We start from the raw sequence: 16,258 nt of genomic DNA on the forward strand, positions 1-16,258 counted from the left end.
TTAATTCTCCGAAACGGCGGTAATGGATTGGTCTAGCATGATCCCAATCTGAATGGTTTTAGCGCTGCCATACGGCCGCACAACCAGGTAAATGCTCACGGTTTCAATATCCGACCAGGTAATCACCACATCGCCGGATTGCGGGGATTTCACTTCGCCAGGGAACATCACGCCGTTAATCTGCGAGCTGTGAGACATATCGCGCATGGTGCGGGCGAAAAAGGTCTGGTGTGCCGCAATACTGGCCGGGGTGCTGTTCATCGAACGGTCGGCAATTTTGCTGATTGCCTGAATCCGTACCCGGCGCGCGACTTTGTCAACAATGCGTAGATTTTCAATGATTTGGTAATCACCGCCGACCGCATCCAAGGTGCGGCCATCAGACCAGTACATGCCCTCGTAATCGGGATACCACATCGGCACGGAATAACGCAGGTCATGCATGGCGCGCAAATGCGCCAGGGTGACTTCCACCCCGTTGCGATCAACGGGCATTTCGGCGGTATCAATCCCCAGCCCAATTAATGCACCGGTTTTCACGCGGGCCGGACTGTCGGCCACGGTCACGCTGCGGTGACATAATCGGCCCGCCAACACGCCGGCTTCATTGCCCCACAGTGCCGGGACAAGTTGCACGGACTCAGCAGCAATGCCGGTCTCTAGTTCAGCAAGAAATGCCTGGTACGCTGACCATGAAACAGGTACAGGCAGCGCCGCCGGCCCGGAAACAGTCAGCATTGACCACACCCAGCGACCATATTTATTGGTCAGTTCGGCGCGCAAAGCGGCGTATAAGTTAATTTTGGTACGGCCATCGGCCACGGTAGTGATCGGGATGGTGCAGATAACCCCCTCAACAGAAATCATCTGTTGAGCACTGAGAATTGCAAGCATATCGTCGCCAGCCTCTGCATCAGCCGCCAATAACAGCGCATAGGCTTGCCAGTTCTGACCGCCATTGCGCTGTGCGGCGCGGACGTTCTCACGTAATGCCGTATCAGCATCAGCCAGCACAACGGTGATATCAGATTGTGAATCCAGCGCGATCAAGTCGCCGGGGATTTCAGAATCATCAGCAGCGCTACCGATGAATAAAACGGTACGCTCTACCTCGTTAATCTTGCCCTGGCGCTGGTTAAGCTGGTCTATCGTAACTGTGGGCCATGTCATTTTTTTACCTTCCCCTTAATGTCTTGCGCCCGGACGCCACCGCCGTAATTAATGGCTTGCATCTGACGCGCCAGCATTTTGTTAAATTCATCGTCATTGACTGCCAGCCATTCGCGGCCTGGCAAGGTCACCGTCCAGCTTGCTTTTGCTTTTCGCCCCTCGAGACTATGGATAATGGCCCCGGCTTTGTCCCGGCTCAGTGAATCCATGATTTCACTCACGGACGGGCTGCGCGGTGCAGTCTTTGGAAAAACGGTGTAACCCAAATCAAGTAATCGTTTAGCCTGGCGCAGTGTCGCGCCGGCCTCGCTGCTATTTCGTTTCTTTGCCTGGTCAGCGGTAACGGTGGTAGTAAAGCCTGATTGCTGCATTTTCCCGACCACGCCCGGCGACGTTTTTTTGTTGCCGCGCAAATAAATTTTTGCGGAGTCAGCAGCGGGTAATTCGCTGATTGCCATCATTTTTGGCAATCCCCGCATCATTTTCCCTTTGAAACCGTTCTGGCGTTTAGGCCATTTGACGCCCTCGGCGTTGGCCTGTTGCTTTTGGTGGCGACGGGCAGCAGGCATCACGCCTAATTTCAACAGCCGCCACAGCAGGCGCTTACGCTTATTGGGTGGCAGTTCCAGCGCGGCCAAATCTTTTTTAAGCGCCTCCCATTGGGCGCGGTTCAGCGTAAAGTCAGCTTGCATCACTCTCACCCGCTGGGTGGGTCGGTGCGGTGGCTCCGTTTGCGCCGACAATCCAGCCGGCTGTCGCGGTGTTCACTGTGGGTGCTGCAACGAGGTAACGCTTACCTTTCAACGGGATAATGCCCTCGTCCTCGCTTTCTGCCAGAATGATGTCGTCAGCCAGTTGCACAGTGATAAACAGCGTTGCGTTATCGTTATCTGTCAGTTGCAAAATGACGTCAGGCGGCGGCATTTCATCCCGGTTGTAATGCTCGTTGGCATGTTCAACCAGCCACACCATGACCAAGGCAAATAAGGTGTCCGGGTCATACTGGCGATAGGGCCAGCGTTCCCAGGCTAACGTCGCCTGATATTGTCGTATTGCTATCCGGCGCTGATTTAGCCCCCACGCTTTAGACGCGTGAATAATTTCAATATCTTCCATCCAGGCATCTGCGCCGGTGGTTTTCATCAGACGTTCCGGCAAGTTGCTACTGACAAAATCAAACAACTTATCAAGCTGAGTCATACTAGATGCACCCCCACGCGGCCCCGTCCCTTGATGCCGCGCAATACCACTGCGGCCTCAGCCAGTAATGACGCCCTTGTCTGCGGCGCGTCCTGGTTGGTGTTGTCCTCGCGCCGGCTGACGGCGGCAAATTCGCCCATCAAGTCGGCTTTTGTTCGGGCATAAACCGCTTTTTTATATTGGGCGGTCAGTGCGTTCTCGCCCTCCATCTTTGGGCCGGGTACCGCGCTGGCCGTCATATAGCCCTTACTTTTTTGCTGCGTGGTAAAACTGGCTAACGAGGTGTTAATCTCGGCAACGGCGGCAAGCATGGCTTGCACCACGGTTTTTTCGTTAATCGTGGGCGGTATGCTGCGCTCACGCTGGAACTCATCCAGTGCCAGGTCAGGCCAAAAGCCATCATTGGTTAACGTGGATTTCTGAAAACCGTTATCACCGGGTCGAAACATAAAAACCTCTCGTTATGGGGTGCGGGCTGACAAGTTTCCACGGCCCGTGAGACGCAAAGCGCTACGGCCTCCACTTCGCCCGCCCCGGCTGGCCGGGTGTCGGTACTGCCCCGCGACAACGTCAGGGGGCGGTGTTCACAATTAAAAGGGTCACTCTTCGACTACCGCACCTTTTGGCGGGTCGATGGGGGCATAGACCGGACAGCCTGGGTGACGATCATCTTCAACAGCTTCTAACTCGCTTTCATTGAACCAGGCACTTACCGCCCGGCCGTCTGCGGCCTTATAGAAAATGAAATATTGATTCTCTGATGTTGCGTATTCAGCGCGGCCCCGAACCTCTCCCCATTCATCACTAATGCGGGGTTCAACCAGTTGATTCAATTCAAACTTAAATTTCATTGTTATTACCTTTTGATGGGTCAGAGTCCGCCATTTCAGCGGCTTGCTTTTCCAGGGCGCGAATGCGTGAGGCAATGCGTTTACGCAATGTTTCCACCCCGATTTTTTTATGAAATCCCTCCGCTTGGGCGAGCAATTCATTGGCCCGGATTAAGGTCGGGATATCACTGATCGCGGCGGCAGCGGGTTTACCGTCTTTGTCGCGGATCAGGAACTCGCCAGCGAACTTGAACCATTTGGCGGTGTGCCTTTCGTTTAACCGCCAGTTCTCTCGCACATTGGTAAACGTGCGGGAAAAATACGGTTCAATACTGCGGCCCGCTTGCGCCTCATCTGCGGCCCAATCCAGAATAAAATCAGCCACGAATGACGGAAATTTTGATTTAATTTTGTCCGGTGTTGCCTGGCTTTGAGTAATGGCGATATCGGCCCAATCCAGCGCCTTATCGATATCGCCGGTATCAAACAACCAGACCACGCAATAACCGAATACAGGGTATTGATAGACTTTGCCCGCCTTGAGATAGCGCTCGGCATACGGAAGCCATTTTGGTAACAATTCCCGCGCCTTGAGTTCTATCTTGTCGGCAACGCGCGGCAGAACACCCAGGCGTTTAACGTCCTTTTCCAGGCTCAACAGTTGCAAGTGCAGGCTTTCGTCTGCGCCAGGCTCGGCCTCTTCCGTGGCAGCGCGTTGCACATTCGCCAGGGCTAAAGCCTGCGCCCGAAAACGTAACGGGTTAAACGTCATGGGATTCCCTCCGCTTATACCTGGGTGTTATCCAGATTCGGCGCGCCGTCACCTGATGCGCCGGGGATCAAACCTTCTAACATCGCGGTATTGATATCTTCTTCCGCTTCGATGGTGATAGATGATTCATCAATTGCGCCGTACAGCATTGGATGCCCCAGCGCATAACCAGAGTTACGCCACCACGCATTTTCAAAGCCAAGACGGTCTTGCACATGCTCCGCGCGGCGGTATTGGTGATTACGCTGGTTATAATTGTGCAAGTTTGCCAGGGTGGTAACGGCCATGCGTTTACCTGGCAGGAATGGCGCAACATAGACGCGACGACCGGTGACGGTATTTGCCAGCATTTGGGCGGCAATATTTTCCGTCGGTTTGCCCGCTTCCTGGAACAAACGGAATTGCTCGGCGGCAATCAGGTCTGAACCAATCAACAAGACTAAATCCGGTTCGTTCTGGAACTGGCTTGGGATGGTGGTACTGATTAGCCAGGAGGCCATCGCATCCAGCGTTTTAAAGATACCGTTTGCACCAATGGTCAATTCACCGTCACCGGGATTGATCACGCGCTGGGTAAAGCCCGGAATGCGGTCTTGTTCTGGTGTGGTTGGGTTCGCGTGTAACGTATCGAAATTCTTCGCGATTTGATGCCAACCAATATTGACATCTTCCCCGTTCGGATTCGCCACGCCATCGGTTTCAAGCGCCGCACTGGTACCATTAAACCCAACACGCAAGGTGTCATTAGCAAAAGTACGTAGGGTAAACTCGGCCACTAACTGAATAAATTCATCATCCGTGGTACCTGAATGGATCCAGTTAGACAGTGTTTCCCACGGCAGGCGGGCGCAAGAGTCCGTCGGATATAACTGATAAACGTTGCCAGACAGGCCCACATTCTTAGTGAATCGGCCCTCAATACGGCGACCGGTAAACAGGCCCGGATTACCGACATCAATAACCTGGCCGCGAATTTGGTCAACATCGCGCATGGTAATTAATGGCAAAAACCAATTTTGCTCCATCAACGCTAAGCGCAAGGCAGTTTCTTGCGGCGGGCTAATGCTGAACCGTCCAATGCCGTTGGTGCTGATTGGCAAGGTATTAACATTCGAACCGCTGGCCTCACCAATGCGCCGGGCATAGTTTTGCGTCAGTTCATATAACTTATTCATTGGCATAATGAGTGCTCTCGTTTATTTGTCAGTGCGTTTACCGCAATGGCTATTTAATTCTGTCTGTTCCGGTTTAATTAACCGTAAATCAGAAGTTATAACTCTTACCGCTGGACGCATTAGGGGCGGCGTCGGGTAATTTGGTGGTGACTTGTTCAAGTTTGTTGAATTTTTTATCAGCAGCATTGAGTTTGTTTTTAAGTTTGCTGAATTCACCGCCGGTGACCTCGTCTTTAATTTCGGTAACTTCTTCCTGGACGGTGACCAATTCGGATTTAACTTCGGTCAAAGCTTCCTGAATTTCGGTTACGTCCGTATCATTGGCTTGCAGTTCGGTAATAATGACCGCTTGCTCTTCAATGGTTACCGCTTGTTCGTCGACGACATCCTGTAATTCGGCTACCGCTTCGACAATGGTCTGAATATCTTCATCAGAAAACTTGCGGCTGGAACTGGAAAATAAACGCGATTTTGGTTTTTCCGGTTTTTTATCACTGCCTTTATCGGCAAGGTTAAAAAGACTGCGGAATAATGCTTTCTTTGATTTTGGGTCTTTGGTCGACATATTTAATTCCTCGGTGTCGGCAACATCACTAATCACTAATGCTTCTAGTGCGCCGTAAAGTTTTCCGTTTTTATTTGCACTAAAGCGCATACGCTCCGTGCCGATGCTGGCCGGGGAGCTGGTGACGCCCAAGCCCTCAAGATAGGGTTTTCCGGTACCGCGAAAATTCAGCGTTTCGGTAGGTTCGATTGAGCAAAACAGCATTTGCCCGTTGCGGTTGGCATAGAGCAAATCCATACCGGGACAAAGCCGGGCCTTAAGGCGCATCAAGCCATCTTCTACCTCGGCTTTCAGCTCCTGGACTTCACCGCACGCGCCATACCAGCGTTCATGCTCAGGCCAAATCATGGCGGTATAGATTGCGGGGTCGTATGTTTCTGCCATATCGACCAGCCATTCCGCTGAAATTTCCCGACCGTCAACAGTCGCGCCCTCAGTCGCTATGCGAATAAAATTCGTTGTCAGTTGTGAACCGGACATAATTGACCTTTTAATTAATCGGTTTGGCGTGGTGATGGTATTAACTTCATTCAGTATTACGGATTGTTTTTATTATTTCATTTATCAAACTTCTTATTCATTCGTAATAAATATGCATTGCGATTTATTGCGGTATTTAGTTGTCATTTTGAATAAATAAAGCCGCCATAATGAGGCATGACCAGAAAATCCAAATATCCAGAAGAATTAATAGGCGTTGCGCGTTCATTATATTTGAAGCGCTGGACAGCCCAAGAGATAGCCGCCGAGTTAAAACTCAATTCGACGCGGATAGTTTACTATTGGGCGGATAAAGGCGGCTGGCGCAGTCTATTAAGTGAGGAAGATTTAGAATCTGTTATTAACCGCCGTGCGGCTGTATTGGTCGATAAGGCCAATAAAAATGATATTGAGTTAAAAGAACTCGATAAATACATTGATATGCACTGCAAGTTAATTGTCAGCCGTCATAAGCACACTGAAAAAATTCACGCCATGAATTTGGAGGCAGCGGCGTGCGGGATAATCGCAACGGGAGCCGGTGGCACCATTGAGGCGATTGCTAATGAGGGCGACGACAGCAATAAAAAGAAAAGCGGCAAGCGTGGCGGGAAACGAAATAATGTGGCCGGCATTGTGGCGGCTGATTTTGATGAATTTATTGATGGCTTGTATGACTATCAAATCACACTGCGGGAAGCGAAAAAGCACCGTAACCGGATATGGCTGAAATCACGACAAATCGGTGCGACCTGGTACGCCGCATTTGAAGCCCTGGAAGATGCCATTTTAACCGGTAACAATCAGGCGTTCTTGTCGGCCTCTCGCCCTCAGTCGCTTATTTTCCGGCGCTATATCATCAAGTTTGCTTTTGAACTGTTCGGCATTGAATTGACCGGCGACCCTATTGTGTTGAGCAATGGCGCGGAGTTTCACTTCCTGTCAACCAACAGCAACACCGCCCAGGGCTTTTGCGCCAACGTCTATATAGATGAAATTTTCCATCAGCGCGGATTTAGCGAATTAAAAAGAGTGGCCGGCGCGATAGCCACACATACCCATTTACGCCGTACTTACATTTCAACGCCTAGCGCTAAAACGCACCAGGCTTACCCGTTCTGGACGGGTGACGAATGGCGCAAGGGTAAAAAGGCGCGGGAAAACGTCGAATTCCCAACCTTTGCGCAAATGGAAGCCGGGATTATGTGCCCGGATAGCCATTGGCGCTATATCACTACGGTCGAAACCGCTGTTGCCGATATGGAGGAAAAAGCCAAAGTCTATGGCGCTGCGGCCATTCTTATCAACCTGGAAGAGATACGGGAAGAAAACAGCGCAAGCGCCTTTAACCAGTTGTACATGTGCCAGTTTGTCGATACCGGTGATTGTGTATTCCGTTTCGACCAGTTGGAACAATGCCTCACCAGCGTCAGTACCTGGGAAGATCACGACGTCAATGCCATGCGGCCATTTGGTAACCGTGAGGTGTGGGCCGGCTACGACCCTGCCCGCACCGGTGATACAGCTTCGTTTGTTCTGGTCGCACCGCCACAAGTGGACGGGGAGCCGTTCCGGGTACTGCATATCGAAACTTGGCACGGCTTCGCCTTTAAATACCAGGTAGGCCGCATCAAGGAGTACATGGCCCGCTACAACATTACCCATATCGGCATTGATACCACCGGCATTGGCGGGCCGGTGTGCGAAATGGTGCAAGACTTTGCACGACGTGAAGTGACACCGATTCGCTACAGCCAGGAAAGCAAAAACCGCCTGGTCATGAAGATGATCGACGTTGTCGAGCATAAGCGTATCGCCTGGGATATTGAGGATAAAGGTATTGCGGCAAGCTTTATGGCGATTCGCCACACCACCACCAAGAGCGGCGGCGGCATGACATTCGTTGCCGACCGTAGCGCCGACACCGGCCACGCCGACCGATTCTTTGCCATCGCCCATGCGGTGATAAACGAGCCAATCAACAACGAACGCAAGCGGAAATCCGGCTGGGCGGGACGTCTGACAGGAAAAAATAATGAGCAAACGCAAACAGCGCTACAGCGCCAGGCAGCAAAAATCCAATGCGCAAGCCATGCCGGCACGGCGTGGAACATTCAGCATCGTAACGACCGATACCCCCATGCCGATATTGACGCAGGGAACGCAGTATCACGAAATCTGGTACGACTCGACCGCCGACCACTGGCGGCAACCCATCGACCGGCTAGCCCTTGCACAACTTGCCAACATGTGCGGGCAGCATGGCGGGGTTCTGTACGCCCGCAAGAATATGGTGGTCAGCGACTATGCCGGGGGCGGTCTGAGCCTGGGCGAAATGGGCCAGGCGGCTTATGACTTTTTGCTGTTTGGTGATATCGCTATATTGAAAGTGCGTAACGGTTGGGGGGATGTGGTGGATTTGGTGCCGTTGCCGGCGCTGTACGTTCGACGCCGCAAGGATGGGGATTTTTCGGTCTTACAGAAAGGCCCGCCGCTTATTTACCCGGCGCATGATGTGATTTTTTTGCGCCAATACGACCCACAACAGCAGGTTTATGGCTTGCCGGATTATATCGGCGGGATGCATAGCGCCTTACTGAATACGGAAGCCACCATATTCCGGCGTCGCTATTACCATAACGGCGCACATACCGGCGGGATTATCTATACCACCGACCCCAATTTAAGCGACGAAATGGAAGAGGATATCGCGAAAAAAATTGAGGAATCCAAAGGGGTGGGTAACTTCAAAATGATGTTTATCAATATCGCGGACGGTGGCGAAAAAGGGGTGCAATTTATCCCGATTGGTGATGCCGGCGTAAAAGATGAATTCGCCAATATTAAAAGCATCAGCGCACAAGACGTATTGACCGCGCACCGTTTCCCCTCCGGCCTGGCGGGGATAATCCCGACTAACGGGGCGGTGATGGCAAGCCCGGAAACTGCGCGCGATACCTATCGAAAAGATGAGGTGATCCCGCTTCAACGGATGTTTGCCAGTGCGGTGAAGCATGATCCCGAAATCCCGCCCCATTTGCACCTGCAATTTGAGGGGCTAAACAGTGATGGATTGCCACTGACCAAGCCGGCTGATAATGAGATTGTTATCACGCCAGGTGATGGGGCGTAACGTATGAGAAATAAGCGGCGGAAAGTGCTAAAATCATCTCAAGATGGCGGTTTTTCGGGGGATGGTATGGCGACAATCAAGGTTATTTGCACGGCGTGTGGTGCGCGGATGCATAACCGTAAATCAGTATGGCAAGCGCCCCAGCTTGCAAACCTGTATTACACCTGCACAAATGTAGAATGTAGCGAAACGAGTGTTTATGAATTAACCCGCTCGCACACCGTTAGCCCTAGCGGCCTGGGTGATAAGGGGTTAATCAAAGCACTACTGGAAAGGCTACGGCCAGATGAAAAACAGATTGCCCTGGATTGGTTACAAGGTCAGCCAGGATAAGAGAAACCCGCGAAAGCGGGTTTTTTCTCTCTACTATTGTTACCCCTAATTACTTTTTCTGGGTGTCATTCGACTCCGAATGATCCTTCTTGATAGTGAGTTTAAATCCTGATAAATATCATCTTCATTAATTTGCATTCGATGAAGATAACTTCTCATTTTGCTTGCAGTAGTTTCATTAAAAATAAATTTATATATATCACTACCAATTCCATTATCTACCATTACTTTTTCAATACCTTCATTATTACTTCCATGAATTGTAAAACAACCTTTTTGAGCATTAATACGCCTATTGCTTAAAGGGACACGAAATGCGAGGGGGTTGCTTTCGAATTCATTCTCATGGTCATCTGTTAATCTTAGCGGTATTGGTAAATATTTTTCCGCTCTTGTTCCACGGCCCAAGGCAGTAGGTAATGTTCTACGGTTCATAATATTAAATCTATTTATTTCACCTGTCTTCATTGCCCAAACAACGCGCTCTATCTCTTTTCCTTGCTCATCCTTGCTAGGCTCTCCATCTAATGCAAAATATAATGCAATTATCATTGAAGTTGACCAATCTAATAATCTAGTTGGGAAACCATAGTGTTGCATTAAACTGTACAGTTCCCATGGGTTCTCAACTTTTGGATGATAATTTTGGTAGCAATTAATGAAATCTAAAACAGAAGTTGTTTCTATGTTAATTTTAATGTTGGCTCTGACGAACCCAGGGGTAAGACTATAGTTCTTATTTGTTACGCCACGAAACCAGAGTTCTTTCCCTGTGTTTTGTATTTTACTTATATAGTCATCAAATGATTTTACTTCTATTTCCTGAATCAAGGTATTTTCCTTTTAGTTAAAATAGCCACACTAGAAAGGATGGTAATGAATTGAAAATAATTATCAATTGAATAATGTTGATTACGTTACACCCAATCACGATTGGGTCATTGATATTCTACTATATCTCAAATTTTTATCGGTTTTTTGGCCTCTCCCCGTAGTCGGTTGCGCATTTCCCTCCGTTGGGTGAACGATATTTTGTTGAAGTCGCTTAAATCTGGCGGCGGCGTTGTCCGTTTTTTACGCTGTTTTGGGGCTTCGTCGTCGGGGGTGGGGACAGTTATTGCCACGAGTCCGAGGGGCGATACTGCCGCCCCAATGTCAAAATCAAAACCAACGTCAACCCCAACGGCCACAGGAGTGGCCTTGGTTTGGCTGTCGTTGCTATCAGTCTTGCGTACCATCTTCCAGTTATCGCTATGGATACAAACGCGTGAGCGCTCGCCCAGGCTAGGTGACCAGATGCCAAAAATTTTGGTTCCGTATTCGCCATAGTCGTTGGGGGTTTCAGACTCAATGTAAGCGGTACGGATAAGGTGATTTTTGCGGGGTTCCAGAACACCGCCTTGCTTTAGGATGTACGTCGCCATGCAGCCGGCATCCGCTGCGGCTAACACATCATCCATATCTTTATTAGCCAGCACTTTTTTCCATAACCAAACTTTACTTAAGCCGGTTTCGTCCTTGGTTGTGGCTGCTGCTTCCATCTTGATGGCTTTTGCTTCGGCCTTGCGTCGGAGTTGGCCGGCCAACATGCGTAATTCGCGGTAAACCTGGCGGGAGGGAATGCCAAAAAAGCGGAATTGCTGGACGCCGTGAAGAGAAGCCCAGGCAACAGCCCTTTCGGTATCGTCCCCTAATGGCTGGCCGGTTTCTTTACTGACAATGGGTTTACCGGTCTCTTTGTCCAGCCTCCCTTTAATGTTACTGCCGCGCACGTTCTTACCCAGATACTTGGTTAAGTAACTGGTGATAGTGCCTTTGCTTTTGAGCACCGGCTTAACATCAAAACGGGGTTTAATATCCCGCCCTAACTCTTTACGATCTTCACGGATAGCAAAGTCCCGCATTACCTGGGTGATCGCGGCGCGGTCTTGTTTTTCCATGATGCACATTAAATGCCAGTGGACGGTGCCATCATGATGGGGTTCAGCAATACGGACGCCGTACCAACGCAAACCTAGCCGGTTGAGTTTTTTCCTGATGCCTGCGAAAAGGTTGACCAGGTAATCACTGCTTTCCTTGATGGTTTTTGTGCTCCATTTCGGGTTAGGTCTGCCATCTTTAAGCGTGGCGTGATACTTCGACGGGCAGGTGATGGTGTAAAACATCGCCTTATCTCCGCGCATTTCTGCCAGATTTTCTAAGCCTTTACAGGTGGTCATCATTTCGATATAGCGTAGATGCGGATTACTGGCGCTGGCGTTAACCACCTCTTCCATATCCATGACAAAACCGCTGTCATTAACCAGCTCATGAGCACGGATAAACTCAGTAGAACGCCGCCACTGTTCGCGCTGATAAACAAGCGCTTCCTGACTGATGTAAGGAGATGCCTTTTTGTGAACCAACATGACAGCGCGTAATTGCTCCTCCCGCCACTGACAACGTAAGCGCCACAGCCGACCTTTCCACCAAGTCGCACAACGCAAACGAGCTAACGCACCGGGGATCAGGTCGAAAGGTATTTGGCCTCTGCGGCGTATTTTATCGTTGAGAGCATCCCAATTCGGCGGGGTGATTGATAGCTTTCGGGCTTCGTTAGCAACGGCGTGATAAACGCGCAATATCTGGCGAGGGGTGGCATTTTCGGCGGGCAGTGTTGCCATTTGGCTATCGAGCAACATATCCATGTGTGCCGCGGCCATTGTTGCCAGGGTGGTGACCTCTTTTTTATTGAGTTCGGCCAAATGGAGCAGGCCGTCTAATCTCTCACGGCTGGCAATATGGCGTAGTGCGACGGTTTGCTGCTTACCTCGCATGGCGTCCAAGCGTGACAGTGCCGTCTCAATGAAGCGACTCAAAATGGCATTGGCTCGCTCGTCACCGCTTTCCTGACGCAAATAATCAATGCGCCGCTGTAGTGGCTGGTGAATGAATTTAGGTTGGCTGTTGAGATTGGCCTGTGTTTCTAATGCGCGATTATGGCGTTCAGCTTTTTTGGATTCAGCCAGGCGCGCTAAAGTAAACTCGCGTTTCTCTTCCTCTTCTTCAAAGTATTCAATCAGCAACTGGCGTTTTGCTATGGCTTTGCGCTCGTCGTCAGTCAGTGAGGACACGAAGAGGGCGACAACGGCGGCTTGTCTTGCTTTTTCTGCCTCTGTTGCTGCCTTCCGCTCTTTGCTATAGGCGGCAAGTATTTGCCCTAGAGGGGTGACTTTTGGCGGCGGTTCAATATCCAGGCGCGGGTTTATGGCGGTGCTGGGATTGTTATTCCAAGAGTAAACCCCGGCAAACGTTTTATCGTTTCCGGGGTGTGATGGGGCAGGCTGAAATCTACTGCGCTTGTCGGTCATTGGCGTAGCGAACTGCCAGGCGTGGGCGTTCGTCGCGTCCGGTAATGTGTAATTTTGTAGACGCTAGCGACGGGGATTTCCATTTTTTCGGCAATGAGCCTGGGTTTTATACCTTCGTCGTAAAGTGCGCGGCATAGCTCCACATCATGATCGCTGAATTTGGCGTTGCGATTACACTCGCCGACAATTGAAGGGTTTACCCCCTCCACAAATGCCTTTTGCTGCACTGCCTTGGGTGACCGCCCCAAGCGATCGGCGATGTCCCGATATCGGGTTGTTTTGACGGCATCACGCAGATAGGCCACTTCACCCGGCGACCAAAGTTCACAGCGGCATGAAGTCAGGCCATTAAGAAATGCCTTTCGTCTTACCGCCGGCACTGACCGACCCAAGTTATTGGCGATGTCCCGATAAGGGGTTGTTGTGATGGCCTCACTCAGATAAGCCAGTTCAGCCGGTGACCAGAGTTCGCGGTAACGTGATGGAGTAGTCATAACGCCCCCTTAAAATGGAATTTCATCGGATGGATCAAAAAATGAAAGCATGACTAATTTCGGGGAAACAAAATCGCATTGAGTAATATCTGAAATTTCTACTACAATCTTGCGGCCTGTATATTCATCAGTCCCACCATCCCATTCAGCCAAAAGTAAATAATCCCCAATCGCAAAGTTGCGGTCATTGGTTCGTAATTCAGCTTTCTTCTTTCCCTCAATAACAGCTTGGAAATATTCAGGCAGAGTTTTTAATTGATGGGTTTTAGGTGTTAGCGAATATCCAGCCGCTTCCTGAAATGCCAGCGCTGTTCGTTGTGCTTCTTTGCGTTCTGATTCTGTTTTATGTATTGCCTGAATGGCTAATAGCGTAGTTTTATCATGGCCTTCTTTACATATATCTTTACCTGCATCCGTACCCATAATTGCAAATATTAAAGAATCCCATTTAGGCTCGAATGATGAATTGAACCCCTCCAAATGTTGAACACGCGCTCGTAACTTGATTGCCTCGCTATTAAGACGGTCGATTTCAAGACCGGCAGCAACTAAATGCTTTCTGACGTGTGCTCTCAATGCGATTGCATGAATACCATCGAGCGCAGCAAGGGGAATGAGACTACTAGCCGCACAAGTCAGCCCCTTAATTGCATTGGTAGTATTAATATGAGTAGCCATTATTTAGCCTCTTTATTTTCAGTAGATGAATTAGCAACGGATTTAACTTCTGATATCCAACGGGATAGCTCTTTAAATACTTCTTCTTTAGAAAAAACGGATTGATTTAATTTAGTTAATTTGTTTTCTAATCGCTCAAGTAGTAACAGGCGTTCAGAAAGGCGAGCACTATTAAAATGCGCTACCAGTTCTATATCGTTTAACTCTTGTGTTAATTTTATCGGTGCAACACTCATTCTTATTACTCCGCCCTTAGATAATGGGAATCCCGACGCAGTAAAGCGCCTGTAAATTTCAGGTGTTTATTTAATTACTTTTATTATCCAGCAATGGATCACAATCTATATAGGTGATCCGTTCCGGTAATAAACTGGTCGATGCCCTCCATCTATTCAGTGCATCAACTAAATTTCTCTGCTCTTGCGGTAGCAGCTCCTTAAACTCTAATCCGTGCCTTGCTTTCGGAATGTCTGCAAGGTAATAAATGGCACCTTTCATTTTTGGGTCCGTCTCGCCCATTTCATTAATCAGTGCCGGTATAGCTCCCTGGTGTTTTTTGCTGGGGAGCAAAGACCAAATTTCAGCAACATGCTGTAGGCCGTGCTGCCGTTCTTTTAATGTCAGCGGAACGGCGCGGGCCTCCTCGGTATTTGCCATACATCCCCCTACGCAAATATTCCCATCAGACGCGCCCACCAACGGGGTTTAGCCCTGGGCTTTGTCATAAACGGGGTACGACAACCTTTAATAAACTGCACTTCACTGGCCTTTGGCTGAAAGTCACGACCGTCCGGTGTTTCAATCCAGCCGCACTGGTGGCGACGGTGAGTAACTTGCTGGCCGTTCCGTAGCATTGCAGCCAGTGACGGGCATTGGTTAGCGGTCATTAAGTGATCTCCATCAAATGAATAGTTGCCGGGGTACTGCATCGCGCCCGGCGCGCGTTTTTTTGTGGTACTGTTTTTGCGCCGGTTACTACTGTGAGAGGGAACCCCGGCGCAATACCTACCAACCACAAAAAGGAAGTTGTTATGTCTACAGAACTACAAAACCAGGCATTAGAAGAAGCGAATAAGAAAATCAGACAGTTAGAAATTCAATCCGCAATCCATCAAGCCCTAATTATGAACATCTTGGGACACATGAGCTTAGAAGATTTAAACGGAATACCGTCATATATCGCTCCTACTGACAGCGAAACAGACAAGCAAATTAAGCAGGGCACCCTAGCTATGATTAGAAAGGCTGCGGAATTTGCAGAAATTAAAGCCGGCTAATTAACTTCACCGTCTTTGATGTTAATGACGATAGTGCGGTCTAAAGACTGACCGTACTTTGCTTTTAGCTTTTCATTGATATTATTCTTAGCCTCAGCGCGTATAGTCTCTCTCTCTTGGAACGATAAGCCCGAAAGAGCCAACCGGATTTCATCACTCGATAAGCCATTTGTTGAGCCGAAAAATAGCTGTCCTTTAGGGTTATCATTTTCATAGACATTACATACGAACATGACGTTATCACCAGTAAGGCCCACATCCCCAGACGTGCACTCTTCACTTAATATCCCCAACCTAAATGAGGGGGCGGGTGCAGAGGTATCAATAAAGATATTTTTAAATTCGACTTTACCGCCTAGCTCTTCTATTTTTCTTGCAATGTCCTCTTTCATTTCGTCGCCGAAATCGGATTCGTTGGCGTAAAGAATAAACCCAGCGTGTGCGCCATTGTGATAATAGCGGCGGCGGAAAATGGTTTCCTCGGTGTTAAGCATTACCCCGCCCGTGATCTGTTTATCTTCGACGGTACTTTCTGGCTTTGCTGATTCTTGCGGTGGATAGATTGTTACTGCATCAATAACAGTACCGCTTTTTAATGCTGGAATAAGGGCGGCGGCAATGTCGTCAATTTCTGCGAACGTGCGTATAGGGTCGCCATTAAGGAGTTTAATTATTGAGCCGGGAGCGTCGGGAAATACTGACTCAACACTTTCAGTATTAAGAATAAAGTATTTGTCGTCTTTCTTTATTTTGACAAAATTAGACATATTTAAATCCTCTCTGGTTAATAAGAATAAAACC

At 49.3% G+C, this 16,258-nt stretch carries 20 protein-coding genes; 4 read left to right on the top strand and 16 right to left on the bottom strand.

Translation table 11 applies throughout. From position 1 onward, the window contains the following. The 8 genes from V2A84_RS05080 to V2A84_RS05115 all read right to left on the bottom strand — a co-directional run bounded on the left by V2A84_RS05080 (position 1) and on the right by V2A84_RS05115 (position 6,192). Positions 1-1,170 (bottom strand): DUF2586 domain-containing protein, encoded by a 1,170-nt coding sequence (locus tag V2A84_RS05080; RefSeq protein WP_420072983.1) that lies wholly within the window; start codon positions 1,168-1,170, stop codon positions 1-3. Beyond that, positions 1,167-1,862 (bottom strand): hypothetical protein, encoded by a 696-nt coding sequence (locus tag V2A84_RS05085; protein ID WP_420072982.1) that lies wholly within the window; start codon positions 1,860-1,862, stop codon positions 1,167-1,169. The genes V2A84_RS05080 and V2A84_RS05085 overlap by 4 nt, the downstream gene beginning before the upstream one ends. Continuing rightward, positions 1,852-2,370 carry a phage tail protein gene (locus V2A84_RS05090; protein ID WP_050917224.1) on the bottom strand — a complete coding sequence of 173 codons (519 nt, stop codon included), beginning with the start codon at positions 2,368-2,370 and terminating at the stop codon, positions 1,852-1,854. The genes V2A84_RS05085 and V2A84_RS05090 overlap by 11 nt, the downstream gene beginning before the upstream one ends. Further along, positions 2,367-2,819, bottom strand: a complete 453-nt coding sequence (locus V2A84_RS05095; RefSeq protein WP_420072981.1) for a head completion/stabilization protein — start codon at positions 2,817-2,819, stop codon at positions 2,367-2,369. Before V2A84_RS05095 ends, V2A84_RS05090 begins: the two co-directional genes overlap by 4 nt. A 150-nt stretch (positions 2,820-2,969) precedes the next feature. Continuing rightward, on the bottom strand, positions 2,970-3,221 hold the full coding sequence (locus tag V2A84_RS05100) for a hypothetical protein (RefSeq protein WP_263816104.1): 252 nt from the start codon (positions 3,219-3,221) through the stop codon (positions 2,970-2,972). Then, the gene (gene gpM, locus V2A84_RS05105) at positions 3,211-3,972 is read right to left on the bottom strand and encodes a phage terminase small subunit (RefSeq protein ID WP_420072980.1); all 762 of its coding nucleotides are present in this window, start codon (positions 3,970-3,972) and stop codon (positions 3,211-3,213) included. Before gpM ends, V2A84_RS05100 begins: the two co-directional genes overlap by 11 nt. Positions 3,973-3,986: 14 nt before the next feature. Beyond that, positions 3,987-5,153, bottom strand: a complete 1,167-nt coding sequence (locus tag V2A84_RS05110; RefSeq protein ID WP_420072979.1) for a phage major capsid protein, P2 family — start codon at positions 5,151-5,153, stop codon at positions 3,987-3,989. 82 nt (positions 5,154-5,235) lie between these two features. Further along, on the bottom strand, positions 5,236-6,192 hold the full coding sequence (locus V2A84_RS05115) for a GPO family capsid scaffolding protein (protein ID WP_342222764.1): 957 nt from the start codon (positions 6,190-6,192) through the stop codon (positions 5,236-5,238). 177 nt (positions 6,193-6,369) lie between these two features. Between V2A84_RS05115 and V2A84_RS05120 the strand changes: the two genes are divergently transcribed. Genes V2A84_RS05120 through V2A84_RS05130 form a run of 3 tightly spaced genes read left to right on the top strand, consistent with a single transcriptional unit; the run spans position 6,370 to position 9,658 of the window. Continuing rightward, positions 6,370-8,547: a terminase large subunit domain-containing protein gene (locus V2A84_RS05120; protein ID WP_442848636.1), complete on the top strand. Its 2,178-nt coding sequence runs from the start codon at positions 6,370-6,372 to the stop codon at positions 8,545-8,547. Further along, positions 8,441-9,325: a phage portal protein gene (locus tag V2A84_RS05125; RefSeq protein ID WP_442848637.1), complete on the top strand. Its 885-nt coding sequence runs from the start codon at positions 8,441-8,443 to the stop codon at positions 9,323-9,325. The genes V2A84_RS05120 and V2A84_RS05125 overlap by 107 nt, the downstream gene beginning before the upstream one ends. A gap of 24 nt (positions 9,326-9,349) precedes the next feature. Beyond that, complete coding sequence (locus V2A84_RS05130) at positions 9,350-9,658, top strand: ogr/Delta-like zinc finger family protein (RefSeq protein ID WP_227478284.1); 309 nt, start codon at positions 9,350-9,352, stop codon at positions 9,656-9,658. Positions 9,659-9,703: 45 nt separating this feature from the next. Here the strand turns inward: V2A84_RS05130 and V2A84_RS05135 are convergent, their stop codons facing one another. From V2A84_RS05135 to V2A84_RS05165, 7 genes are all read right to left on the bottom strand, one after another. Next, positions 9,704-10,489 (bottom strand): FRG domain-containing protein, encoded by a 786-nt coding sequence (locus V2A84_RS05135; protein WP_442848638.1) that lies wholly within the window; start codon positions 10,487-10,489, stop codon positions 9,704-9,706. Positions 10,490-10,617: 128 nt separating this feature from the next. Next, the gene (locus V2A84_RS05140; RefSeq protein ID WP_442848639.1) at positions 10,618-13,008 is read right to left on the bottom strand and encodes a replication endonuclease; all 2,391 of its coding nucleotides are present in this window, start codon (positions 13,006-13,008) and stop codon (positions 10,618-10,620) included. Next, the gene (locus V2A84_RS05145) at positions 13,005-13,502 is read right to left on the bottom strand and encodes a hypothetical protein (RefSeq protein WP_420073926.1); all 498 of its coding nucleotides are present in this window, start codon (positions 13,500-13,502) and stop codon (positions 13,005-13,007) included. The genes V2A84_RS05140 and V2A84_RS05145 overlap by 4 nt, the downstream gene beginning before the upstream one ends. Before the next feature lie 9 nt (positions 13,503-13,511). Further along, entirely contained in the window at positions 13,512-14,180 is a 669-nt protein-coding gene (locus V2A84_RS05150; RefSeq protein WP_442848640.1) for a DUF3850 domain-containing protein, read from the bottom strand. After that, positions 14,180-14,416, bottom strand: coding sequence for a hypothetical protein (locus V2A84_RS05155; RefSeq protein WP_442848641.1), 237 nt, complete (start codon positions 14,414-14,416; stop codon positions 14,180-14,182). The genes V2A84_RS05150 and V2A84_RS05155 overlap by 1 nt, the downstream gene beginning before the upstream one ends. A 70-nt stretch (positions 14,417-14,486) precedes the next feature. Continuing rightward, positions 14,487-14,837, bottom strand: a complete 351-nt coding sequence (locus V2A84_RS05160; protein ID WP_420070703.1) for a DUF5347 family protein — start codon at positions 14,835-14,837, stop codon at positions 14,487-14,489. 8 nt (positions 14,838-14,845) lie between these two features. Then, a complete protein-coding gene (locus tag V2A84_RS05165) occupies positions 14,846-15,067 on the bottom strand; it encodes a phage filamentation protein Fil family protein (RefSeq protein ID WP_420070704.1) in 222 nt (73 codons plus the stop codon). A gap of 144 nt (positions 15,068-15,211) precedes the next feature. On the opposite strand from V2A84_RS05165, the gene V2A84_RS05170 reads away from it, so the two are divergent. Continuing rightward, the gene (locus tag V2A84_RS05170) at positions 15,212-15,457 is read left to right on the top strand and encodes a hypothetical protein (protein ID WP_420073576.1); all 246 of its coding nucleotides are present in this window, start codon (positions 15,212-15,214) and stop codon (positions 15,455-15,457) included. On the opposite strand, the gene V2A84_RS05175 is transcribed toward V2A84_RS05170, so the two are convergent. Continuing rightward, a complete protein-coding gene (locus V2A84_RS05175) occupies positions 15,454-16,224 on the bottom strand; it encodes a hypothetical protein (protein ID WP_420073575.1) in 771 nt (256 codons plus the stop codon). The two genes, V2A84_RS05170 and V2A84_RS05175, sit on opposite strands and share 4 nt — an antisense overlap. Positions 16,225-16,258 lie beyond the last annotated feature (34 nt).

Origin of the sequence: Yersinia sp. 2553 StPb PI, from assembly GCF_052217105.1 — a bacterium.
In the GTDB taxonomy this organism is placed as follows: Bacteria; Pseudomonadota; Gammaproteobacteria; order Enterobacterales; family Enterobacteriaceae; genus Yersinia; species Yersinia enterocolitica_E.